The sequence below is a fragment of the Asinibacterium sp. OR53 genome (genome assembly GCF_000515315.1).
Lineage (GTDB): Bacteria > Bacteroidota > Bacteroidia > Chitinophagales > Chitinophagaceae > Sediminibacterium.
Map to the genome: position 1 here is coordinate 837,382 of NZ_KI911562.1, position 21,369 is coordinate 858,750.

Sequence of the window (21,369 nt, forward strand, 5' to 3'; positions counted from 1 at the left end):
AAAATTATGATACATCATTTTCAAATATTCCATGTACCTGTTAATCCGGGACCCCCTGCTGCAGTGGCTCCACCACTGGATCCATTTTCAGAAGGGCTTATCCAAAAAGCATACAGTTTAGACCGGTTTACATAAAACCGGATCCGTACATGCCTGCCTGAAAGTGAAGAGAGGTTGGGTTGATGTTTCCACTGAACCATTTTACTGGTACTATCTATTGAAACAGGTACACACTCTTCATGCGTAAATCCTTCAATCGCATTCCCGTTCGGTTCGCAAAGTTCAACCCTCATCGAGCCCGTTCTGGCATCTGCATTCACAAACAAATATTGCCCTGAAAACTGTACCGGCCTGGTCAGCAATGTGCCCTGGTCATTCGTTTCCATTGAGGCAAATCCATCGCGCCTGAGTATTGCCAGTCCCATGGATGCATTCGCATACATGCCACTCCAATATTCCAATGTATTCCGGTTCTGTTCATTCCCCCGAAAAGCGGTATAATAAAAATGGAGTTTATCACCAACGATCAGGCAGGTGCCTCCTATAGAATGAACATAAGCCCGCTTCCAGCTCTCTTTGTTATGGAAATCCGCGCCGATGAAGGTTTCCCGGTTGGTGCGATCCCAATGAAAACCATCGCGACTGAACGCCAGTTGCAATTCTGTCAGCTTAGGAAATCCGCCTCTGCCGCATATTTCATTGGCAGGGCCATAATGCGGTTGGATCAGGCCCAATAATACACTTTCATATCCTACTGCATCCAACTTGTATATCTGGGGATCTTCGCCGATTGAATAGTTTGCGGGAATGCAATCATATTTGTCTGCACCAAACCAAAAAACCGAACCCTCCCAATTATTAAGCGCAGCTTGTAGCGTATCACCTTCCCAATAAGATCTTGCCCTTCCCCCTCCATTTTTCTTTGTGGCAGACCAGGGGGCGACCGGGCGGCTTTCTTTTCGTATCGTGAATACCCATTTTTTTCGAAAGGGGTTGTAAAAAAAAGTATTGTTATCACTTGCGCCTGGTATTTTCCCGCCCCATTTCCAATGAATGCCATCCGGACTGTTCAACAGAAATCCACCCACAGGCCGCAATTTTTGTCCGATCTTTCCCTGGCGCGCATAGAGATACATTTTAAATCTTTCCCCGGGATCTTTGCTGTCGTGATCCAACCATATTGACACACCATCGCGGCGAAAATCATCCCGCGGTGCCAACACCAGGTTAGTGCCAGGTACTATATCGAGCTTTGGGCGATCCCAATGAATACCATCCTTGCTAACAGCCAATGCTGTACCATCAAACCATCCTGCCATATACCATAGTTTGAAGAGTTGGTCTTCCGGGTCATAAAAAACGCCATCTGAAAAAGGTGCTGCAACAGGACAAAAACCCTGATTCATTTCAATGGCCGTTTCGGGTTTCAGTAGCGGATTGCCAGGATGGTCAACCGGTTGATGAAACTGCCTTTGCAGATTGGTATGTTCAATCAGAAAATCATCTATAAACAACTGTCTCCCCACATCAACAGGAATTACTGCCGGCGGTAAGGCCAGATAAGGTACAGGCATGGGATCATAGGCATCGGGATGCATATAGTGTGGTGGCCATTGCTCTGGCAGCCGAATCCCGTTATAAAGAAGTTCCCCGGACAGGGCATTGAGTGATGATGATTTTTTTGCTGCTACACTGTTGGGAATGTTTCCGGCAACGGACACCACGCCTCCCAGGATCAATCCATTCCTCAAAAATTTACGACGACCGAAATCATTCCTCCTGTTCTGTTCATTGTCTTTTGTCATATAGAGTTGTTTGAAGGTCATCATTCTTTACTAATAACCCGGATTCTGTTTGTACAATCCTTCACTCAAAGTTATTTCCTGTTGTGGTATGGGCAGGTATTCGTTCCTGTTCTTCTGGAACACTGCATTTTTTAGGAACGGATGTCGACCACTTTCAACTTTAAAATAACCGTTCAGGGTTTCTGCAGCAATACCCCATCTGACCAGGTCAAAAAAACGTGCGCCTTCCGCAGCAAACTCCAGCCTTCTTTCCCAGCGCAATGCCATGCGGGCAAAATCTTTTGTCCATTGACAATTGACACCATCCACATAAGGCTGTATGTTGTACCGGCTATTGAAAGATCCATTGCTTGTTTTAAGTCTTCCGGTACTGTTTGCGGCCCTTGTCCTGATCTGGTTGATCAGCGGTAACGCCTCTGCCTGTCGGTTCAATTCTATCAGCGCTTCGGCACGCCAGAGCAACACATCGTCGTAGCGCAATACGTCTGCATTCTTAGCGCTTCCAAGGCGCGATCCATCTCTTTTCAGTGCGGGGCTTCCAGCCGGCATGATCTCTTTCATGGTAGAATATACACCGTATACTTCCGCAGCCCTTGCAAAACTTGCCTGATAAACAAAGTTGGGATCATATTTGAAAGAATGCGTAGGTATACCCACCGTATGATCCAAACGGGGATCAAAAGAGTTGGTAAAAAAATCCTGTGATTGTGTTACCTGAACATCATTGAATGTAGCAAATCTTGGCAAACCACTGGTATCTGTTTTAAATGCATTGACCAGGTTATCGCTGGGCCGGTGAAAGGAACAGCATCCGTATTGCGGAGCCATATTATAATTCAGGTTATGCGACCAGTCTTCACGGCCAAGGGGTGTACCATCGTCTTTAGAAAATTGAATAGCGAAAACAGATTCAGGTCCGTTTTCAAATTCATACAGGAAGTTCTCAGCAAAATCATTGCTCAGCCTGTGTTTCCCGGTGCCCATGATATATCCGGTGAGGTCTATTACTTTGTTCAGTAAATCGGGATTGATGCCTGTTACGTTATGGTTTTCATCCTGCTGGTATGCCTGAAACAGGCGGGTTCTCGCCAAATAAGCTGCGGCAGCCACTTTACTCGCTCTTCCGATCTGGCTTTGACGTTCCGGTAAATTGTCTATACCAAACTGGAAATCTGTTGCGATCTTTTCATATAGCTGGTCGCGCGTGTATTGCCGGTTGGAAACTTTTTTCCTGTCTTCCTGCGTCATGTTTTCATCTATCCAGGGCACGTTCTTAAATGCCTCTGCCAACCAGAAATAAAAATGAGCCCGTAAAAAACGCATTTCCGCCTGGCGTTGAACTTTCATCGGATAATCTGTAGTATTCAGTTTGTTGATAACGGATAAAGCAAGGTTTGCCCTGGCAATTCCTTCATAATTCCATATCCATACATTCTGTATGTAAGATTGATCTACGGTGATATAGGAAAACTGTTCCAGCTTATCCAGTTCGGGCTGATCGCCCGTGCTTGCTCCGCCTTTGTAAGCATCATCAGACCGCACACTGCCCCATATCCAGTCGGTAACAGAAGAATATTCATTGCCGTTTCCCAGTGAAGCATAAGCCGCAGTGGCCAGCAATTCTGCACCATTGGCGTTGTTCAGCAAGTCAGAACTCAGTGCTCCTTTAGGTTGGTAATCGAGGTGTTTTTTACAGGAAGAAAGACCGATGCCCGCCAATACCATCAGCAGGATCAGGATATACAGTTGGTTATGCTTTTTCATAATTGTATTGTTAGGATGGTATTAGAATGATGCATTCAGGCCGATGGTAAATGATTTGGCGATAGGGTAAAATGATCCGGGGTTTTCAGGATCGGGGGAAGTGAACTGTTTGGATTTGATGGTGAACAGGTCAGATCCCGAGATATACATTTCCAACCTGCTTAACTTCAACTTTCGCAACCATTGCTCTTTAAAAGAATAACTGAGCTGGATATTTCTTAGTTTCAGATAAGAGGCATTTTCGATCTGATAAGAAGATGTTCTGACTTCATTATTGGCATCAAAATTAGACACAGCAGGTATTGTGGCAGACGGGTTTTGGGCCGTCCATGCCTGTAATACCATGGTGGTATTGTTTTGTCCTGCAAATGCTCCTACGAAAGCTGCCTGGTTTTTAAATGCATTGTACACTTTAGAACCTTGTACCCCTTGCAGGAAAAAAGAAAACTTAACCTGTTTGTAAGACAAATAGGAACTGAAGCCATATTCAAAGTCAGGCAAGGCATTCCCAAGCCAATCCTGGTCCAGCACATTGATCACACCATCGTTGTTCAGGTCTTTGTAACGGATCCTGCCCACTCCTTTACCCGGTTGTGCCGCTGCCTTGTCTACTTCCTGCTGGTTTTGAAAAATACCGTCGGTAACATATCCGAATTGGGCAGATAAAGAATGTCCGATGATTGTTTTTTCAACATTACCCGGATAAGCCCTTACAACGTTGGCAGGCAAATAAGTTACTTTATCATGAAAAGAGCCCACATTCACATTTACCCGGTAAGTTAAATCCCCGGTATGGTTATTATAACCAACTGTGAATTCCCAACCTTTGTTTTCCATTGTGGCACCATTTTGCCAGGTAGAACCGCCTTCACCCAATACCGCCAGGTAAGGAGGTTTGATGAGGATATCTTTTGTTTTGCGGAAAAAATAATCAAAAGATCCTGTCAGCTTTTGATCAAACAATCCATAGTCTACGCCTATATTGGTTTCACCGGTAGATTCCCATTTCAGATTGGGGTTAGCGGTTTGGGTAGCTACCACACCGGAAGGCAAGGTACCGGAATTGGCTCCGTTAAGATCATACGCAGAGCCGTAGTTTCTTCGGCCTGCCGTTAGCCCATAGCCCGGCACAAAGAGGCCAAAGCTTGCATCGTTGGCAATTTTTTGGTTGCCGGTTTCACCCATTCCATAACGTAACAGCAATTGCGATATGGCAGGAATTTTGTTTTTAATAAAAGATTCTTCGCTGATCCGCCATCCCAAAGAAAATGCCGGAAAAAATCCGAACCGGTTATTTGCGCCGAACCTGGAAGAACCATCGGCCCGCAAGGTTACTGATGCCAGGTATTTCGATGCATAAGCATAGTTCAGTTTGGAGAAATAAGATAATAACTTATAACCGGTTTCATTACCTGTAACCGATGTGAGACCAGTACCGGAATTGATTTGAAAATAGCCTGGCGTTTCAACCAGAAAATTTTCCTTATATGCACTCAGGTAACTGGAATTGCTGCTATTGGCCTCCGTACCCAACAGTACATTCATGCGGTGAGACCCTTTTTCAAGGGTATAGTTGAGGGTATTGAACCAGGTCCAGTTGATATTTTCTCCCAGGTAATTTGAATAGTTGTTGATACTCAGACTAAGGAAGCCCGATTTAAATCGGGGGTTGATCCTGATCTCCTGGTTTAAACTATAGTCGATGCCGAGAGAAGATCGGTAAGTCAGATTATTGAGCAGCTTAAATTCTGCATAGAGGTTTCCAAACAGCGACTTGCTCCTGTTTTTCCAGTCTTTTGAAAGTTCGGCAACCTGTAATGCATTCATTCGATTGGAAAAGCCCGAACCTACCGGACCAGCAAAACTGCCATCCGCTGCATAAACAGGTAATATAGGAAGGTCCAGTACGCCAAGATCAAGAGGAGTGCCACCCTGCCCGGAACCAATGGGTGTTTGTGTATTGGTAACCAACTGCAGGTTTTCACCTACCCGGATCGTTCCTTTTGCATTGTTGAAACTGGAATTGAGGCGGATGGTGAACTGGTTGTCATCCGTGTATTTGATGACACCTTTATTATACAGATTCCCTACTGATAGCAACAGGCTATGGGTAGCACTTTTAGAACTGAGGGCGATATTGTTTCTGGTAAGCATACCCGGCCTGGAGATCTCTTTGAACCAGTCTGTATTTCCTGCCCTGATTCCCCCTTGTATACTTTTATCCAGCCAATCGGTAATATCCATTTTATCGAGCACTGCATTTCCTTGTGCATCGCGGTGCCATTGGTACTTATACTGCGTATTCAAATTAGGATCTGTACCGTCATTGATGGCAGCCTGCCAGAGTACCCTGCCACGCTGTTCGGTATTGAGCATTTGTAAATGCGAATAATATCCCTGAAAGGATGTACTTGAATTTACGTCTACCTTCAACTTAGCACTACTGGCTTTTTTAGTTGTAATGATAATGACACCATTGGATGCCCTCGAACCATAAATAGAAGCTGAGGATGCATCTTTTAATACCTGCAGCGACTCAATGTCATTGGGGTCGAGCATTTCCATTGTTCTACCGTCAACCGGCAGTTCATCCACGATAAATAGCGGATCGTTGTTACCCAGTGTATTGATTCCCCGGATCAGTATAGAACGTTTACCGCCGCCGGGCGTACCATCCCTGGTAATGTACATGCCTGCCACACGGCCCTGCAAGGCTTGCAACGGATTGCCGGCGGGAATCGTTTTTACATCCGCCATATTAACTACGATAATAGCACCTGTGAGGTCTGCCTTTCGCTGGGCCTGGTAGCCGGTAATAACAACCGTATTCAGCTGGTTGACCGCTTCCTCCATACTAATAGATATTGTTCTCGCTGTGCCGTTTACCGTATAACTAACGGTGGTCATACCTACATGTGAAAACCGCAGCGTTTCACCAGGCATTGCTTTAATAACAAAGGACCCTTTTGAATCCGTAGTAGTGGTGGTGTTTTTTCCCTGTACGATGACACCTGATAGCGGCTCTTTGGTATTACTGTTTACAACAATACCGTTGACTGTTTTCTCCTGTGCAAACGAACTCAGGGATAACAGGAAAAAAGCGATAAAAATAGCAAGCTGTTTCATAATGGCAGTTTTTGTAATCGTTATATAAATAATAATTGGTTTATAAAGTTGTTCAGTTATATCGTCTGCAATCATTTACCTCAATGCTTAAACGTTTAAGCATTGAGGTAAAAAAACTACTCTCCGCATGAGCCTCCCACAATGAAACTTGACTTCAACTTAATCTCACTCGGCACTTTTTTTCCCGCCATTTTTTCGATGAGGGTTGTCACTGCTATTTTTCCGATCTCTTCTACTGGTTGTTTGGCGTGTGTAATAGAGCAGGAAAAGAGATCGAATGCTTCTGCTTCATCAAAACTCACTACAGCCACATCCCGGGGAACTGCGATTTTCAATTGATTCATCACTTTCAAACCGGTCACCGCCAGAATATCAGAAGCAAATACAATGGCATCACAAGCAGGTGTCTGCGTGATCAACTCCTTGACGGCATTGGCAGTATCCTGGGCTAACCGTTCTTCGCGGATGGCTTTCTCCCATTTTGTGTTCATGGGCAAGCGATAAGCTTGTAATGCTGCCGCATACCCGCGGTTGCGCTCCAGGCGATGAAATAAAGTGGTCTTGAAATTGACAAAACCGATTCTTTTGTACCCACGTTTAATGGCATATTCAACGCATTGATAAGCTACTAAATAGTTATCCAGGAGGATATTGGTAGTAGGGATTCCCGGAAATACCCGGTCTATCAGCACAAAAGGGATCTTATCCTTCAGCAAACGTTTGATCTGCGGTTCCGATCGTTCTACCGCAATCAATATTAATCCATCTACTTTTCGATTCATGAAAACCGTGATCAATTCTTCAAATTCACGGTGGTCTTCGTGTGAATTACCCAGGATAACTGTATAGCCCTCTTTTTTTGCTGCCGCCTCAATAGAACGGGTGATTCCTGCAGTAAAGTGATATTTGATATCAGCTACAACAAGGCCAATGGTGTGGGTTTTACTGGCCCGTAAACTCTTTGCGAGATAATTGGGTTGATAATTCAGTTCTTCGGCCGCTTTTCGCACCTTTTGGGCAATCTCTTCCCCTATACGGTTTTCTTCGGCCTTGCCATTCAATACATAGGACACCAGGGCGACTGATACACCAAGGTGCCGGGCTATATCTTTTAAAGAAGTGTTTTTTTTCACAACACAAGGTTCTCGTAATGACAATTGAATGCAATATACAAACTTAAACGTTTAAGCAAATTTTTTTGAGAAACTTTTATAAAAATTCCTCATTTCCCAATTTTCTTTAACACCCATTCGCCCACTTTCAGCCCCTGCTCCCTTCCGTTATCGATGGCATCCATGAAATGAATGCCGCCGAAAAACCTCGACACTCCGGCTTCAACAGCGGCTTGCTGAAATGACTGGTAACTCCTGGGGGGCAATCCATAATCTATTTCCACGCTGTCGGTATAATGAAATCCATCGCCGAACAAACGTGTTAATATGGCAGCAGAAGTAGCGGAGATCACAGAATGTCCGCTCAGGTATTCAGGAAAAGGCGGCGTTTGTAACAAAGGCACCCAGGCAGGATCAATGAATTTACGGATAGCGGTTTCAGGACGCACCCGGTTGCTTCGGTATTTTTCATCCCAGCAACAGATAAAAGCATCCATCAAGCCAACAGACACAAGCGTATAGACCTGCATGCTTTCATCAAAACTTTTCTTTGCTTTCTCTGCAGCAATAGCTGCAATACCCAGCCAGTGTGCACCGGGCGATATTTTTTTCAACGCTACCAACAAGTGCCCATTATCCTGCACGGCAAACGGATTACAATCCCAGAAAGCGGCGATGGCTTTGTGTTCGGGAGGCAGTGCTTCTTTGTAATTTTTTTCCATCAGCTTAAAAAATGCCGACTGCTTATCTGCCGAGAAAGAAACAGGCGGCACGGGTTTGAACTGCGCGCTGGAATCGAGTGTAAAAGGCCGCACTGTTTTGAAATAAGGCTCTACCGCAGCTATGAATGCCGGCGGTGTGGGGTACCAATATTCATCACCTTTCAATGGCGTATAGCGTGGCAGGTTACTGATCTTATTGTATCCATCGGCCTTTGCATAAGCCAATATGCGCTTGCTGATGGCTACTGCATAACGTTTTGAGTTATTAATCATCTTTTCCGGGTAACCCAGCTCTTTACAGGAATCGAGCAAGCGTTGCTCATACGCGCGCAGACGACTGCCCGAAGGTTGCATTTGTGATGCTGTTTCCAGCATAGCCAGCACCGAACTGAGCTGATAACTATAGCCGCTGATGCTGTCCTGCCTGTGCAGATCGGGGTAATCATTCAATACCCCGTGCATACTTTTGAACTGTGTATTGTGTTGGGCAACTACTTCATATCCCGCCAGACAAGCATACGCGTAGAAACGCGCAGCCAGCGGTGGGTTGGTAACATCGTGTATCATGATATCTGTCATCCCTGTGATCACCGCGTTGATGTCTTTGTTCGCAAACACCGGTGCATCTGTACGCTGCTGCCTGCAACCAGCTATCAATACCATCAATATTATAAAACCTGTCAGCTTTCTCATACTCATTTCATTTGATACGCTTTAACCGCTTCCTGGTTAATACCGAATAGCAGCATATTATTCACAGGTAACACAGCCCTTACATCTCCCCATAACTGGAAGCCCGACTGTTGCTGGTTTACATAAGTAAAATGTCCCTTGCCATCGCCTTTAAGCAATACACCATAATTGGCATCGCATTTTCCAAAGCGCAGCCTGGCATGATTGTCATTTCCGCAAAGCAAGAGATCGGGTTTGCCGTCTTTGTCGAAATCCAGTTGTGTGATCGTGTACACTGGGGAGAACTGCGCCTGTACAGGGAGCGCTTTTTGATGGAATTTTCCATCGGCTCCTTGTTCAAAATAAGCAGTCTTCAAATAGTTGGCCTGCAAATGGCCCGCGCCTTTCAGTTCATCTGGGGTAAACACTTCCTTGATCGTGGCATCGGCATAACTTTTGTAATCAGTGAAGCGCGTGCGCATCATACTCATCTGGTCTAACAATTCATCCCTGGTTACATAAGGATAGCTCTTACCCTGGATGTAAAAACAAAGTATGGGGTCGATAGCACCGTTGTTATCGAAATCCTTGTAATACATTTCAGCGGGCTCATTGTCGCTGGCTTTGCATTGTGTGTTGAGGCCCATATTGCCTATCACCAGATCGGGCTTGCCGTCTCCGTTAAAATCTCCCACAGTAATCTTATTCCACCATCCACTGTATTCTTTTTCGAAATAATCTTTTGTTTTGTTCTCCAGCTTTCCGTTCTGGTTGATGAATACTGATACCGGCATCCATTCGCCTATTACCACCAGGTCTTTTTTTCCATCTCCATTCATATCCAGCCATGCAGCATCTGTTACCATACCGATCTTTTGCAGCGCCGGCGCTAATGCAGCTGCCTGGTCTGTGAAATGCCCCTTGCCATCGTTGATCAGTAAATAGCTTGGTGGTGTTTCAGGATAACGGCCCGGGATCACACGGCCGCCTACAAAAAGATCGGGCTTACCATCTCCATTTACATCCGCTACGCGTGCGCAGCTTTTACTTACATGCATTACCGGTAATGCATCGGCTGCTTTGGTGAAATGTCCTTTTCCATCGTTCAGGTACAAACGATCCTGCAACAATGGATCATTTTCTGTGTATTGATGATACCCGCCGCTTACTACATACAGATCAACAAACCCGTCGCCATTCGCATCGAAGAAAACAGCGTCGGCATCTTCACTTTGTTTGTCGGCTTCAAATGCCGGTTCTGCTTTTTGAACAAAGCGGCCGTCTTTTTGTTGCAAATACAATGCACCGGCCTGTCCGCTTCCCCCTCCTGCATATATATCTTCCAATCCATCGCCATTTACATCGGCCTTTACAAGACAGGGGCCGGAGAACGACAATGGGTTCACCAGTAAAGGTTGTCTTTTGAAATCGTTGATGGTATTGGTTGCGCTGTGAAATGCGATAGGTGATGCAACAGCATGGAACAAAGGAGCAACCGGTATGGAAGGATGATATGCTTCGGTTGCATTTTTTTCCTGCAGCACCAACAGCTTATCGGGCTGCACTTTTATGAGCACCTGTTGTTTGCCGCTTTGCCATACGATGCGCAATGAATCGATGGTGGTATCTGCACCCAATCCGAAATGTAAAACAGGTGTTACACTCGACTGGTAGCCTCTTGCCGGCATCTGCTCTACATATTGCTTCCTTCCTTTATTATAAAGTGTAACCGCGGCACCCAATCCCTGTGTATTCAAGCCTGACCCTTCCAGTTTTACCGACAAATAATGTGCGTTCTTCTTTTGGTTGGCTTCGTTGCGATAAATAAATGCAGGTTGGTTGATGTTGTTGACGATCAGATCGAGGTCGCCATCATTGTCCAGGTCGGCATAAGCTGCTCCATTGCTGTTCGAAGCAGAACGGATACCCCATTGCTGACTGGTATTACTAAAACTGAGGTCGCCATTGTTTTTGAAAAAATAACTGGTTACCGACGAAGAGGGCATATGTTGGATGATCTCCAGCACATCTTCCCGTTTGAGCCTGCCCTTGCTCTGCGTATAATCGTTCATGTACTTGAGAAAATCCATATTGGTATAGTCACGCAAGTAACCGTTGGTAACAAAAAGGTCTTTCCATCCATCGTTATCATAATCGGCAAAGAGCGGCGACCAGCTCCAGTCGGTATTGGAGATGCCTGATAGTTGTCCTATTTCGCTGAAACTGCCATCGCCATTGTTGATGTGCAGCATATTGCGCATGTACTGGTAATAAAAACCTGTGCGCAGGGTAAGATCAAATTTTTCGTAGTTATCGGGAGCAAGTAATAATTTTTGCCGGCGATTGTCTTCCGGTAACATATCCAGTGTGAAGATATCGGGTAGCCCATCGTTGTTCACATCGGCCACATTGTTGCCCATCGAAAACTGGGATGTATGTCCCAGGCTGGAAGAAAGTTTATTGGTGAACGTGCCGTTGTGGTTGTTGATGTATAAAAAATCGGGCACGGTATAATCATTCGAAACATAAATATCGGGCCAGCCATCGCCGTTGATATCGGAGATACCGGCGCCGAGTCCGTAAGATAAAGCAGAACTACCGAGTCCGGCCTGTGCCGTAACGTCGCTGAAATGCCCCTTATCATTGCGATACAAACGAATGCCGGTGGAAGGATCATCCTTTTTCAATAAGGCAGCGGTAGCTGCTTCATCGAGTACGGGCAGGGAATTGGGGTTGTGGTTGAGCAGGAGCATATCGAGGTCGCCATCCCGGTCGTAATCGAAAAAATAAGCTTGTGTACTGTACGACGAATCGGCCAGTCCATATTGATGCGCCTGTTCACTGAAGTGCGGAATACCCTGTGCATCATTCCCATCATTGATGAACAATTGGTTCTCTCTTTTAGGTCCGTGCAGTTTGCCCGAATAACAAACATAGATATCGGTTCTGCCATCGCCATTGATGTCTACCATGGTAATACCTGTTTTCCATGGACCCGGTCTGCCGCTCACTCCGGCCGCTTCGGTAATATCCTGGAACTGCATTTGTCCTTTGTTGAGGTACAGCTTGTTATCTGTCATGTTACCGGTAAAATACAGGTCCTGCAAACCATCTCCGTTCACATCGCCTACCGCCACACCGCCTCCGTTGTAGAAATATTCATACATGAGCACGTTGGTGTTGAGGCCTTCATTCAGCGTGTTGCTGAAATCTACATGCGTTTGTTCGGGTGTAAGTAAAGTGAAAAGCGGATGAGAGGAAGATGCCTGTTCATTTTTACATCCGGCCATCAGCGTGATAACAACTGCGAGCAGGCAACAGGAAAAACGGGTAAGGGGTGATCGGTTCAACATGCCAGGTTTTTAAGTACGTCAATATTCATAAAAATCTATGCCGGTGCGTTACCGCCCGGCATAGATCGACTTCGATACTATTTGTTTGCCCCTTAATAACCCGGATTCTGAATCAGTTTGTTGTTCTTATTCATTTCATCCAGGACGATGGGCAGGAAATACATCTTATCCAGCCATTGCCTGTTTTCGAGGCTATTATCTACAACCGGTTTATAGGTATAGTTGTACAATGTTTCATCGTGCCGGTAAGGCGAGGGGGCTGTTGCACCCGGCTTCAGCAAGCCCTGCACATTGATGTACACCAGCTTCCTTCCCAGCGTGGTGGGAGCGATCATCCACCTGCGCGCATCGTGGTAGCGTTGTTCTTCGTACACCATTTCTATCCTGCGTTCATTACGGTAATGTTGCCGCAGTGCATCGCCAACATCGGTAATGGGAGGCATGCCCGCACGGAAACGGATCTTGTTGAGCCAGGTTTGTGCTTCCACATACTGACCCAATTCAATACAGGCTTCCACATAGTTCAATACCATTTCTGTATAACGGAAGAATGGCCAGGGTATATATTGCCGTGTAGTGTTATCGACAATATTAGGATCGGGGTCAATGAACTTTTGCATGTAATAGCCTGTCCAGCTGCCATTCCAGTTTTCAATCGTGCTCTGACGCGTATCCAGTCCGTATTGCATACCTGTAGCCATCTGGTAAATACCAGATTGTATTTGGTTGGCAGGATCTACGTTACCTGAGATTTTGTTCCTGGGTTTCCATCCTGCACCATCGTAGAGAATGGTAGCATAGAAACGCGGATCGCGGTTGGTATAAGGAGCTGCCTGTTCTACCGGGTTGGTCCAGTCGAACTTGGTACCATCCATCATTTCATAATCATCCACCAGTTGCTGGATGGGTGAATTACCTGCCCAGTTGTGGTAGCCGTTGGGGCCGTTGGCGAGTCCTACATAGATACCGGCATACTCATCCTTATTGGCGGTAAAATCCCGCTCAAATATCAGGTCTGCGCTGGCTGCAGCATCTATACCCGGACTTTTACTACCACCGCCCATGGCCAGTGATTTGTAATTGTTCTGTGCATCGGCTGCAGCCGCAGGCGCCGCGAGGTTGAGCTTATAACCGCTGGTAGCATCCAGCACGGCTTTGGCTGCATCCCTGGCTGCCTGCCAGCGGGCTGTACGGTCGCCGCTCACATATCCCAATAATTCGGGATTAGCAAAGCCACTGATAACGCTGGACTGTGCTTTGGCAGTAGGGATATCGTGCAGGTCGCTGGCGGCGTACAATAATACGCGCGACTTAAGCGCCATAGCTGCTAAAGAAGATGCCCTACCCTTCGGCATAGTCTTCCCTTTTAATAGGGCTATGGCGCTGTCGCAATCTTTCAGGATGAAGGTGACGCATTGATCGTATGTGCTACGCGCAATGGTATAATCCTGGTTCAGGTCGTACGGTTTGCTCACCAGTGGCACACCTCCGTAATATCTTACCAGTTGCTGGTAGAAATAGGCGCGCAGGAAAAAGGCTTCTCCGCGCAACTGGTCGTTTAGTGTAGCATCGCCAAAAGTAGCAGTAGGCAATTGGGCCAGTGCAATGTTAGTCGTACGGATACGGTTGTACATGTTGGTCCATTCATAGGTACGGTTGGTCCACCCGATATTGGAAGGATTGAGTGTGCCTTCATTGATGGTATTGATACCACGGCCTGCATGGGTAAATACCGATTCATCGGAAAGGGATGCCAGCATTTGTTCGTCGAAGCCGCCCATTCCCAAACCGCCATAAATGCCCGTTACAAATGCCTGGGCGAGCGGACCGTCCTTCCACGTATCGGAGGAAGGAACGGTGGTCAATGATTTGGTGTCGAGAAAGTCTTTCTTACAGGAGAAAAACATTCCCATCAACACCAGTATGATTATGTGATTTTTTTTCATCAGTTCGTTTTTTAGAATGTTACTCTCACTCCTCCATTGATAATGCGTGACTGCGGATAGTATTGTCCGTTACCACTGGTTGACTCGGGATCCCATATTTTCATCTTATCCCAGGTAGCCAGGTTCAGGCCATTGACGTAAACACGTAAAGCGCTGATACCGGTCTTCTTCAGGGCAACAGGTCCCAGGTTGTACCCAAGCTCCACGTTCTTCAAACGTATGTAATCGCTGTTCCTGAGGAAATAAGTATTAGTACTTGCTCCACCGCCTGTATAATAGGTATCGCCCCTGTTGGCCAGTCGAGGATCCACGCTGCTTGGATGGTCTACGGACCAGCGATGATCGTAACTGTATTGCAGGTAGTTACCTATATCGCCAGACTCGGTACCGATAAAGAGCAATCCGCCGGCAGCACCCTGGAAGAGTATGGACAGGTCGAAGTTTTTATACTGCAGTCCCATGGTCACACCGCCGCTGAATACCGGATCACGGTTCTGGTCCAAACGTACCCTGTCATTGGCATTGATCTTACCGGTACCGCTGATATTCTTGATCTTCATATCACCCGGGCGCAACTGGGGTGTAAGTGCGCTGTAATCGATGGTATTGGCCGCGATATCTTTAGCATCTTTGAAAACGCCATCATAGATATACGCCAGGAAGTTGGGTCCGCTGGTACCATAAGAGTGACCGGTAGAACGCTGGTAGTCGGGTATACCCGGCGTTTCATCCCAATACAATATCTTATTCTTGGCATAGCCGCCGTTCACACCGATGGTGTATTTCAGGTCACCGGCCTGTCCGTTGTACCCAATCTTGAATTCAAATCCCTTATTCTCCATTTTACCCGCGTTGATCGGAGGCAGCAAGCCGCTGATACCTGAACTGCCCGGTACAGAGCCCGCATGGATGAGCATATTGGAGCGCTTGTTGTAGAAATAATCCAATTCAAAACTGAGCTTTCCATTGAGTGTTGTACCCTCCAAACCTATATTGGCATTGTTGCCTATTTCCCAGGTAAACTGGCTGTTGGGTACCACGATCTCGGATAATGTTTTCAATACCTGGTTGTTGATCACCTGTGTTCCCAGGTTATAGAGCGAAGCAAAAGCGTACTCTTGTAATGCTCCATTATAATATACCTGGTCGCTACCCATTTGTCCGTATGAACCGCGCAGCTTCAGGTAATTGATGAAAGGCACATGTCTTCTGAAAAAATTCTCATTGCTGATATTCCAGCCGGCCAGCACACCGGGGAAGAATCCGAACCTCTTTTCCTTGGGGAAAATATAGGAACCATCATTCCTCCAAACGAATTCCAGCAAATATTTTTCTTCATAGTTATAAGAAACACGGCCGAAATAACTCAGCCTTGCACGGTTATAACCACTACCGTCTGCGTTCTGCTGGTCGGTGCCACCGGCAAACATCTGGTCTATCGCCGAAGAGATAAAGTACCTGCGGAAAGCGCTGAAATTATCGTCGCTTACGGTTTCTTTGGTAACAGCAGCCATCACACCAATGGTATGCTTATCGGCGATCTTACGATCGTAGTTCAGCATGGCTGTGAGGTTGATGTTCAACTGGCTTTCGTCTCTCTGTGTTAACCTCGGATCGGTGAAGGTAGAACGTACCGACTTGGTCAACAGCGGCGTCTTACCATCGGCCTGGTAAGAAACCTTATCCCAGAAATACAAATACCAGGGTGTTTCCCATCTTTTGCCACGATAAGTGTATTTATCGGCCGAACCGATCAGTGACAGCTTCAGGCCATCAACCCATGGGTTGGTGATCTCTACTTTTCCATTGGTTTGGAAATAATCGCGGGTATCCCTATCGTAACCGGTTTGGTTGGTAGTGATAACAACAGGGTTTTGTCCATTTTCAATATCCGGCCCCGGTAAACCATTGGGCCATATTTCTTGCTCGGTAGGTTTACCGCGCATCAACATCCTGAAGACAGAGCCTGCGCTTTGTGTGGGGAAGAAACGGTATTCCTCACGTGCAATGATACCTAACGTAGTATTGATGTACTTATTGACTTTAGCATCCAGGTTAATGCGCAGATCGTACTGGCGGTAACCGGTAGCCGAATTTTTATAATAAGCATCCTGGTCCTGGTAACCCAGCGAAGTCAGGAATTTGAAGTTCTCAGAACCGCCGCTGATCTGCAGGTTGTGGCGGGTTTGTCCCGACCAGGTTTTCAATGCACCCTTGAACCAATCGGTATTGGGATGTCCCCAGGGATCGGAACCATCTGCATATTTCTGTATGTCGCTGGGCTGATAAGGCGCTGTAACCGTTACGTTGTTATCGGAACGGGTGTATTTACCGGTCTGCTTGAGTGCCGGCCATGCAGCGGACCATTGATCAGAAGGAATTTTGCTGAACATGAGCAGCTCATTGTTGATCTCGGCATACTCGGGCGCATTGGACATTTTAGGAATGCGCGTTGGTTGAGACCAGCCCTGGTTGAAATCGTAGAGGATCTGTGGTTTGCCCGATTTACCACGCTTGGTAGTAATGAGAATTACACCATTGGCACCCCTCACACCATAAATGGCGGCTGACGCATCTTTGAGGATGGAAACGCTTTCAATATCAGCCGGGTTGATACGCTCCAGTCCGCCGGTACGATCGGGCACACCATCGATAACGATCAGCGCTGAACTGTTACCAATGGTATTGGTACCACGTATCTGAATGGTGGAACCATCGTAACCGGGCTCACCGCTCCGGTTAATAGCAATTACACCGGGTAAGCGGCCTACCAGTGAGTTAGACAGGTTAACCGTTGGAGACTTCTCCAGGTCGGCGCCCTTAACACTGGCCACCGCACCGGTAACAGTCACTTTCTTTTGTACAGCGTATCCCACCACCACCACATCGCTGAGGTTGGATGTGTTTTGCACGAGGGAAATAGCCAAAGAAGTTTGGTTGGCCATCTTAACCGAGGAGCTGTTATAGCCCACCATACTGAACTCGATGGTTTCACCCGGTTTGGCTTCAATGGCAAAAGAGCCGTTTTCCCGGGTAAGCGTTCTCCGGCTGGTTCCTTTGACGAATACGGTAACACCGGCCAGTCCGTTCCCTTTATCATCCGTTACCTTACCGGTAACCTGCTGGAAAAGGATCAAGGGCGCGTGTTCTGTGGCACCGTCACCTGTTTTTTCTGAAATGATGATGATACCGGATTCATCGGCAAACCGGTACTTGAGCCTCGTAGGCTCCAGTACCTGGTTCAGCACTTCCGATACAGGCGCACGTTTTACGTTGACTGTAACTGTTTGGCCCGACGGCAGGATGTCGTTGCTGAAGGCAAAGCGATAATTGGTTTCTTTTTCAATCGCTTTGAAGAACTTTGCCAGCTTCACCTCTCTGAGTGAAAGTGAAACGCGTGCATCTTGTGAAAAGCCTTCTGCACTCACTGTCAAAATTCCCACAAACATGAAAACACCTGTTAATTTCATAACCCTAAGCAGTTTGGCTAAAGGTGGCGCAAGCGGTCCCCACCGATAAGCATGACTTTTTTTCATACCTTTATTTTGGTTTAAAAATTAAACAATTGGACCAGCCTCCCTTTCAGTTCAGCTGTTCCAAGATTTTGACCAACAGGGGGTATGTTTGCGCATACTCCCTGTGTTTTTTTATTGATACAGTTTAACTGTCAATGTATCACCCGGTATGAACTCATAATTAAAATGCCGCGACTCTTTCAGGAAACTGAGTACCGCTCTTAATCCTTCTTTTTCAAAAATTCCTGTAAAGCGATAATTCATGATCGTGACATCCGCAAATTCTATTTTAACGCCGTACCACCTTTCCAGTAATACAGCGATATTTTCAAAGGTTTCGTCGGTGAAAATGAGCTTGTTCTCTGTCCACGCAATTTCTATGATCTCATCCCTGTTTGTTTTGGTCAGCCCTTGTACCAGTTTATCGGTAACAACAGCTTTTTTATCTGTGGTAGCCAACTCATTGTTCTTATTGCCCGGTGTTGCACCCGGTAATTGCCATTGTACTTTTTGATTGGGATGCAGCAATACTTTGCGGTTCTCCTTGTCTTTTAGGGTAACTTCCACCAATCCTCTTACCAGTGAAGCTTCCGTCATCTTTTCTCCCGGGTACGCTTTTACATTGAAAGCCGTGCCCAAAGCTTTCACATCCATCGCAGAGGTATGTACGATAAAAGGCAGCTCTTTGTTGTGTTTTACATCAAAGAATGCTTCCCCTTCCAGGTAAATATCCCTCGCCTTCACACCATAGGCATCTGTGATCTTTATCTTGCTTCCGCCGTTGAGCACTACAAAAGAACCATCGGGCAACTGGAAGTTTTTTCTTTCGCCATAAGCCGTTGCAAACTGTTTGGCAGATTCTTTTGGCGTATGGTTGTTGCTGATGAAATTGAAATAGTATACAGCGAGGGCCAGTATCACCACGGCAGCTGTTAGCTGGAAGGCCGGAGAAAAAATAGTTTTACGGCGGTGTTCCTGTTTTTGTATATGTATCACAGGAGCGGGGTCGGCAGCAGCCAGCCTGTTTTTCAACAAAGTTTCCTGTTCATCCATATCGGCGGCAGCGAAGGCATTGAATAATTCCAGAAACCGGTTCCTGGCTTGTTCTATGATTGTTGCATAGTAAGGATGATCCTGTATATAGGATTCCCAGTGCGCAACATCGCGCTGTGAAGTTCGTTTGCAGTAATTGATAAAGGATTCATCGGCAAGCAAATCCTCTATATCCAGTTGACCAGGCGTCATGCTGTTACATTATATGGCGTTAATAATAAAGAGTATCGAAGCGGCTTTTTTTACCCTTGGGAAGCCGATTAATTTCGTGTAGTATTTTTACTACTGCCATCCGTAAAAAACCAGGAGCGTTGCGCATAGCAGGAACATGCCAAAGCCAAAAGAAAAACGTTCTTTCTCTTTTTCGGGCTCCAGCTCCAGCTTAAGCTTTTTTAAAGCTTCATGAATTTTGTTATAGACCGTGCGGTGCGTAAGGTTGGTTCGTTGTACTATTTCCTCGTAACTAAGCCCTTCGTAGAAGCGGAGAATGATCAGCTCTTTTTGCCGGGCAGGAAGCGCATTTACATGATCCATTAACAAACGGCACAGTTGCTGTTGCTCATCTTTCCATATCAGGGACTCTTCCGGAGTGGGCAGGGGCATTTCCACCATATTGTTCCAGGCCACTTGCAGGTTATCGGTCTTTTCCGCTCTTTTCCAATCGGCTGTAAGCTTTCTCAGGAAAGAACTTACCAGGTATGCTTTTACATTTTTAGCAGGTTGGATACTGCTTCTCTTTTCCCATAAATAGAGGAATTGCTGCTGGATGGCGTCTTTTACCAGGTGGGCATCTTTGATCTCTTTTAAGCCGATGAATAACAGACTGTGATAATATTTCCGGTACAGGGCCAGGAACATATCCTGATCACCTTCCATAAGGCCTTTCCATAATATTTCATCATTCTCATGGTGCATGGCAAGCTTCGGTCAAAATCAGTTGATAATCGGTAAACTGTAGTCTAAATTAACATTATTTTATTGAAAAATACCGTCTGCGCAATAAAAACAGCCCGGCATTTTAAACCGGGCTGTGTTCAATAGGTAATTTATATCGGTGTTTATTGACTAGTCATCATCGTCATCATCATCATCGTGATGATGGTGTTTATACCGTTTATAACCATAACGGTCGCGGGGACCATAGTAATAATCATCATCATGCCAGATACCATGATAACGCTCGATGTGTACCCTGTTCTCTACCCATACATCGGGGCCATCGTAATAAACGGTTTCGCGAGGCATATTAGAAAAAGAGAATCCGAAATTAGGAGTGGATACACTTACCCATACACCATTGCGCGGATAGTAATAACGGCGGGCAACAGGACTATAATAGACATTGGCGCGAGGGTAATAATAATATGCCTGCTGCTGTTTTCTTCTTTTACCCCATGCCGGCGCCCACGGCGGCTGGGCTTTTACTTCTGAAGCAACCAGTCCGGCCATAACCACCAGCAATGCAAGGATCATATACTTTTTCATAATGCTAGAGTTTGATTTGTTACTACCCTAACCATTACTAAATGCGTGCCAAAACTATTGCGATCATTTCATTGTCCCGCTCCAAAACCAGTTACCCTCATCAGTATAATACCATTTACTATTGCCGTCAATGCTTTGTCCCACTTCAGTATACCCGTCATACGCCAGTTGTATCCCCGGTGGAACACTGGCCAGCGGGGCCATCCGGGTACTCGGATCTCTTCGGATATTAACATTATTTTTTGTAGTGGCTTTGCCGGTAACGCCTGTTTTAATCACTACCCATTCCGGTACTGCCGGCGGCGCTCCACCAGCCTGGGCAATGAGCCGGTTGAGGTCTACTTTGGTACCCGGACAATCTTTCAATGAATAAATTTCGTGGTGGCCCACCACATGATCCCTGTCGAGTGTAATATCCCATCGTTGGGCAATCGCCGCAATCAAATTACTGCTGGTGGCATACATTTCTTCTGTCCAGTCGGTATCTTCCGAACCTTCGTGCTCGATGCCGATGGTATAATAATTAGGATTGATGTACATGCCTGCTTCGTCTTCCGCAGGCTTGATCAGTTTCCAGGAAGGATGGTCTACCCGGCCGGCATGCCATGCGGTGTCTTCTTCTTTCACGTATTGATGCAGCTCTCCATTCTTTCCTATTCCATAATGTGCCGAAACATTGGAAGAACGGGATCCGAACCAACTATCGGTTCCGTCGAGGGTGCCTTCCATGATATGGATCACAATGGCAATGGGTTTGAACCCTTTGCGGCCCTGGGTAAAATTCGGGCTCTTGATAAATAGTGCGCTCATAAAACT

The 21,369-nt window shown here is 46.2% G+C and carries 12 protein-coding genes; all 12 read right to left on the reverse strand.

Translation table 11 applies throughout. The features are described from left to right. Positions 1-20: 20 nt before the first annotated feature. The 12 genes from SEDOR53_RS17045 to SEDOR53_RS17055 all read right to left on the reverse strand — a co-directional run bounded on the left by SEDOR53_RS17045 (position 21) and on the right by SEDOR53_RS17055 (position 21,363). Positions 21-1,805, reverse strand: a complete 1,785-nt coding sequence (locus SEDOR53_RS17045) for a hypothetical protein (RefSeq protein WP_051416478.1) — start codon at positions 1,803-1,805, stop codon at positions 21-23. A gap of 30 nt (positions 1,806-1,835) precedes the next feature. Continuing rightward, entirely contained in the window at positions 1,836-3,569 is a 1,734-nt protein-coding gene (locus SEDOR53_RS0103630) for a RagB/SusD family nutrient uptake outer membrane protein (protein ID WP_026768491.1), read from the reverse strand. 21 nt (positions 3,570-3,590) lie between these two features. Further along, positions 3,591-6,695: a TonB-dependent receptor gene (locus tag SEDOR53_RS0103635; RefSeq protein WP_026768492.1), complete on the reverse strand. Its 3,105-nt coding sequence runs from the start codon at positions 6,693-6,695 to the stop codon at positions 3,591-3,593. 116 nt (positions 6,696-6,811) lie between these two features. Further along, entirely contained in the window at positions 6,812-7,828 is a 1,017-nt protein-coding gene (locus SEDOR53_RS17050; protein ID WP_037327706.1) for a LacI family DNA-binding transcriptional regulator, read from the reverse strand. An 89-nt stretch (positions 7,829-7,917) separates the two neighbouring features. Beyond that, on the reverse strand, positions 7,918-9,222 hold the full coding sequence (locus SEDOR53_RS0103645; RefSeq protein WP_026768493.1) for a vanadium-dependent haloperoxidase: 1,305 nt from the start codon (positions 9,220-9,222) through the stop codon (positions 7,918-7,920). Positions 9,223-9,224: 2 nt separating this feature from the next. Beyond that, entirely contained in the window at positions 9,225-12,554 is a 3,330-nt protein-coding gene (locus SEDOR53_RS0103650) for a VCBS repeat-containing protein (protein WP_026768494.1), read from the reverse strand. Between the two features lie 92 nt (positions 12,555-12,646). Then, complete coding sequence (locus tag SEDOR53_RS0103655) at positions 12,647-14,500, reverse strand: RagB/SusD family nutrient uptake outer membrane protein (RefSeq protein ID WP_051416479.1); 1,854 nt, start codon at positions 14,498-14,500, stop codon at positions 12,647-12,649. 11 nt (positions 14,501-14,511) lie between these two features. Next, positions 14,512-17,970, reverse strand: a complete 3,459-nt coding sequence (locus SEDOR53_RS0103660) for a TonB-dependent receptor (RefSeq protein WP_232214711.1) — start codon at positions 17,968-17,970, stop codon at positions 14,512-14,514. Between the two features lie 177 nt (positions 17,971-18,147). Further along, the gene (locus SEDOR53_RS0103665) at positions 18,148-19,260 is read right to left on the reverse strand and encodes a FecR family protein (RefSeq protein ID WP_026768497.1); all 1,113 of its coding nucleotides are present in this window, start codon (positions 19,258-19,260) and stop codon (positions 18,148-18,150) included. A gap of 90 nt (positions 19,261-19,350) precedes the next feature. Then, complete coding sequence (locus SEDOR53_RS0103670) at positions 19,351-19,944, reverse strand: RNA polymerase sigma factor (protein WP_198018782.1); 594 nt, start codon at positions 19,942-19,944, stop codon at positions 19,351-19,353. 189 nt (positions 19,945-20,133) lie between these two features. After that, on the reverse strand, positions 20,134-20,553 hold the full coding sequence (locus SEDOR53_RS0103675; RefSeq protein ID WP_037360484.1) for a hypothetical protein: 420 nt from the start codon (positions 20,551-20,553) through the stop codon (positions 20,134-20,136). Between the two features lie 63 nt (positions 20,554-20,616). Beyond that, a complete protein-coding gene (locus tag SEDOR53_RS17055) occupies positions 20,617-21,363 on the reverse strand; it encodes an N-acetylmuramoyl-L-alanine amidase (RefSeq protein ID WP_051416480.1) in 747 nt (248 codons plus the stop codon). Positions 21,364-21,369: the final 6 nt, after the last annotated feature.

Excerpts from the sequence above, each read along its gene's own strand:
- SEDOR53_RS0103635 (WP_026768492.1), bottom strand. The coding sequence starts at position 6,695 with ATGAAACAGCTTGCTATTTTTATCGCTTTTTTCCTGTTATCCCTGAGT.
- SEDOR53_RS0103630 (WP_026768491.1), bottom strand. The coding sequence starts at position 3,569 with ATGAAAAAGCATAACCAACTGTATATCCTGATCCTGCTGATGGTATTG.
- SEDOR53_RS0103655 (WP_051416479.1), bottom strand. The coding sequence starts at position 14,500 with ATGAAAAAAAATCACATAATCATACTGGTGTTGATGGGAATGTTTTTC.
- SEDOR53_RS17045 (WP_051416478.1), bottom strand. The coding sequence starts at position 1,805 with ATGACAAAAGACAATGAACAGAACAGGAGGAATGATTTCGGTCGTCGT.
- SEDOR53_RS0103660 (WP_232214711.1), bottom strand. The coding sequence starts at position 17,970 with ATGAAATTAACAGGTGTTTTCATGTTTGTGGGAATTTTGACAGTGAGT.
- SEDOR53_RS0103670 (WP_198018782.1), bottom strand. The coding sequence starts at position 19,944 with ATGGAAGGTGATCAGGATATGTTCCTGGCCCTGTACCGGAAATATTAT.
- SEDOR53_RS0103650 (WP_026768494.1), bottom strand. The coding sequence starts at position 12,554 with ATGTTGAACCGATCACCCCTTACCCGTTTTTCCTGTTGCCTGCTCGCA.
- SEDOR53_RS0103665 (WP_026768497.1), bottom strand. The coding sequence starts at position 19,260 with ATGACGCCTGGTCAACTGGATATAGAGGATTTGCTTGCCGATGAATCC.
- SEDOR53_RS17055 (WP_051416480.1), bottom strand. The coding sequence starts at position 21,363 with ATGAGCGCACTATTTATCAAGAGCCCGAATTTTACCCAGGGCCGCAAA.
- SEDOR53_RS0103645 (WP_026768493.1), bottom strand. The coding sequence starts at position 9,222 with ATGAGAAAGCTGACAGGTTTTATAATATTGATGGTATTGATAGCTGGT.
- SEDOR53_RS0103675 (WP_037360484.1), bottom strand. The coding sequence starts at position 20,553 with ATGAAAAAGTATATGATCCTTGCATTGCTGGTGGTTATGGCCGGACTG.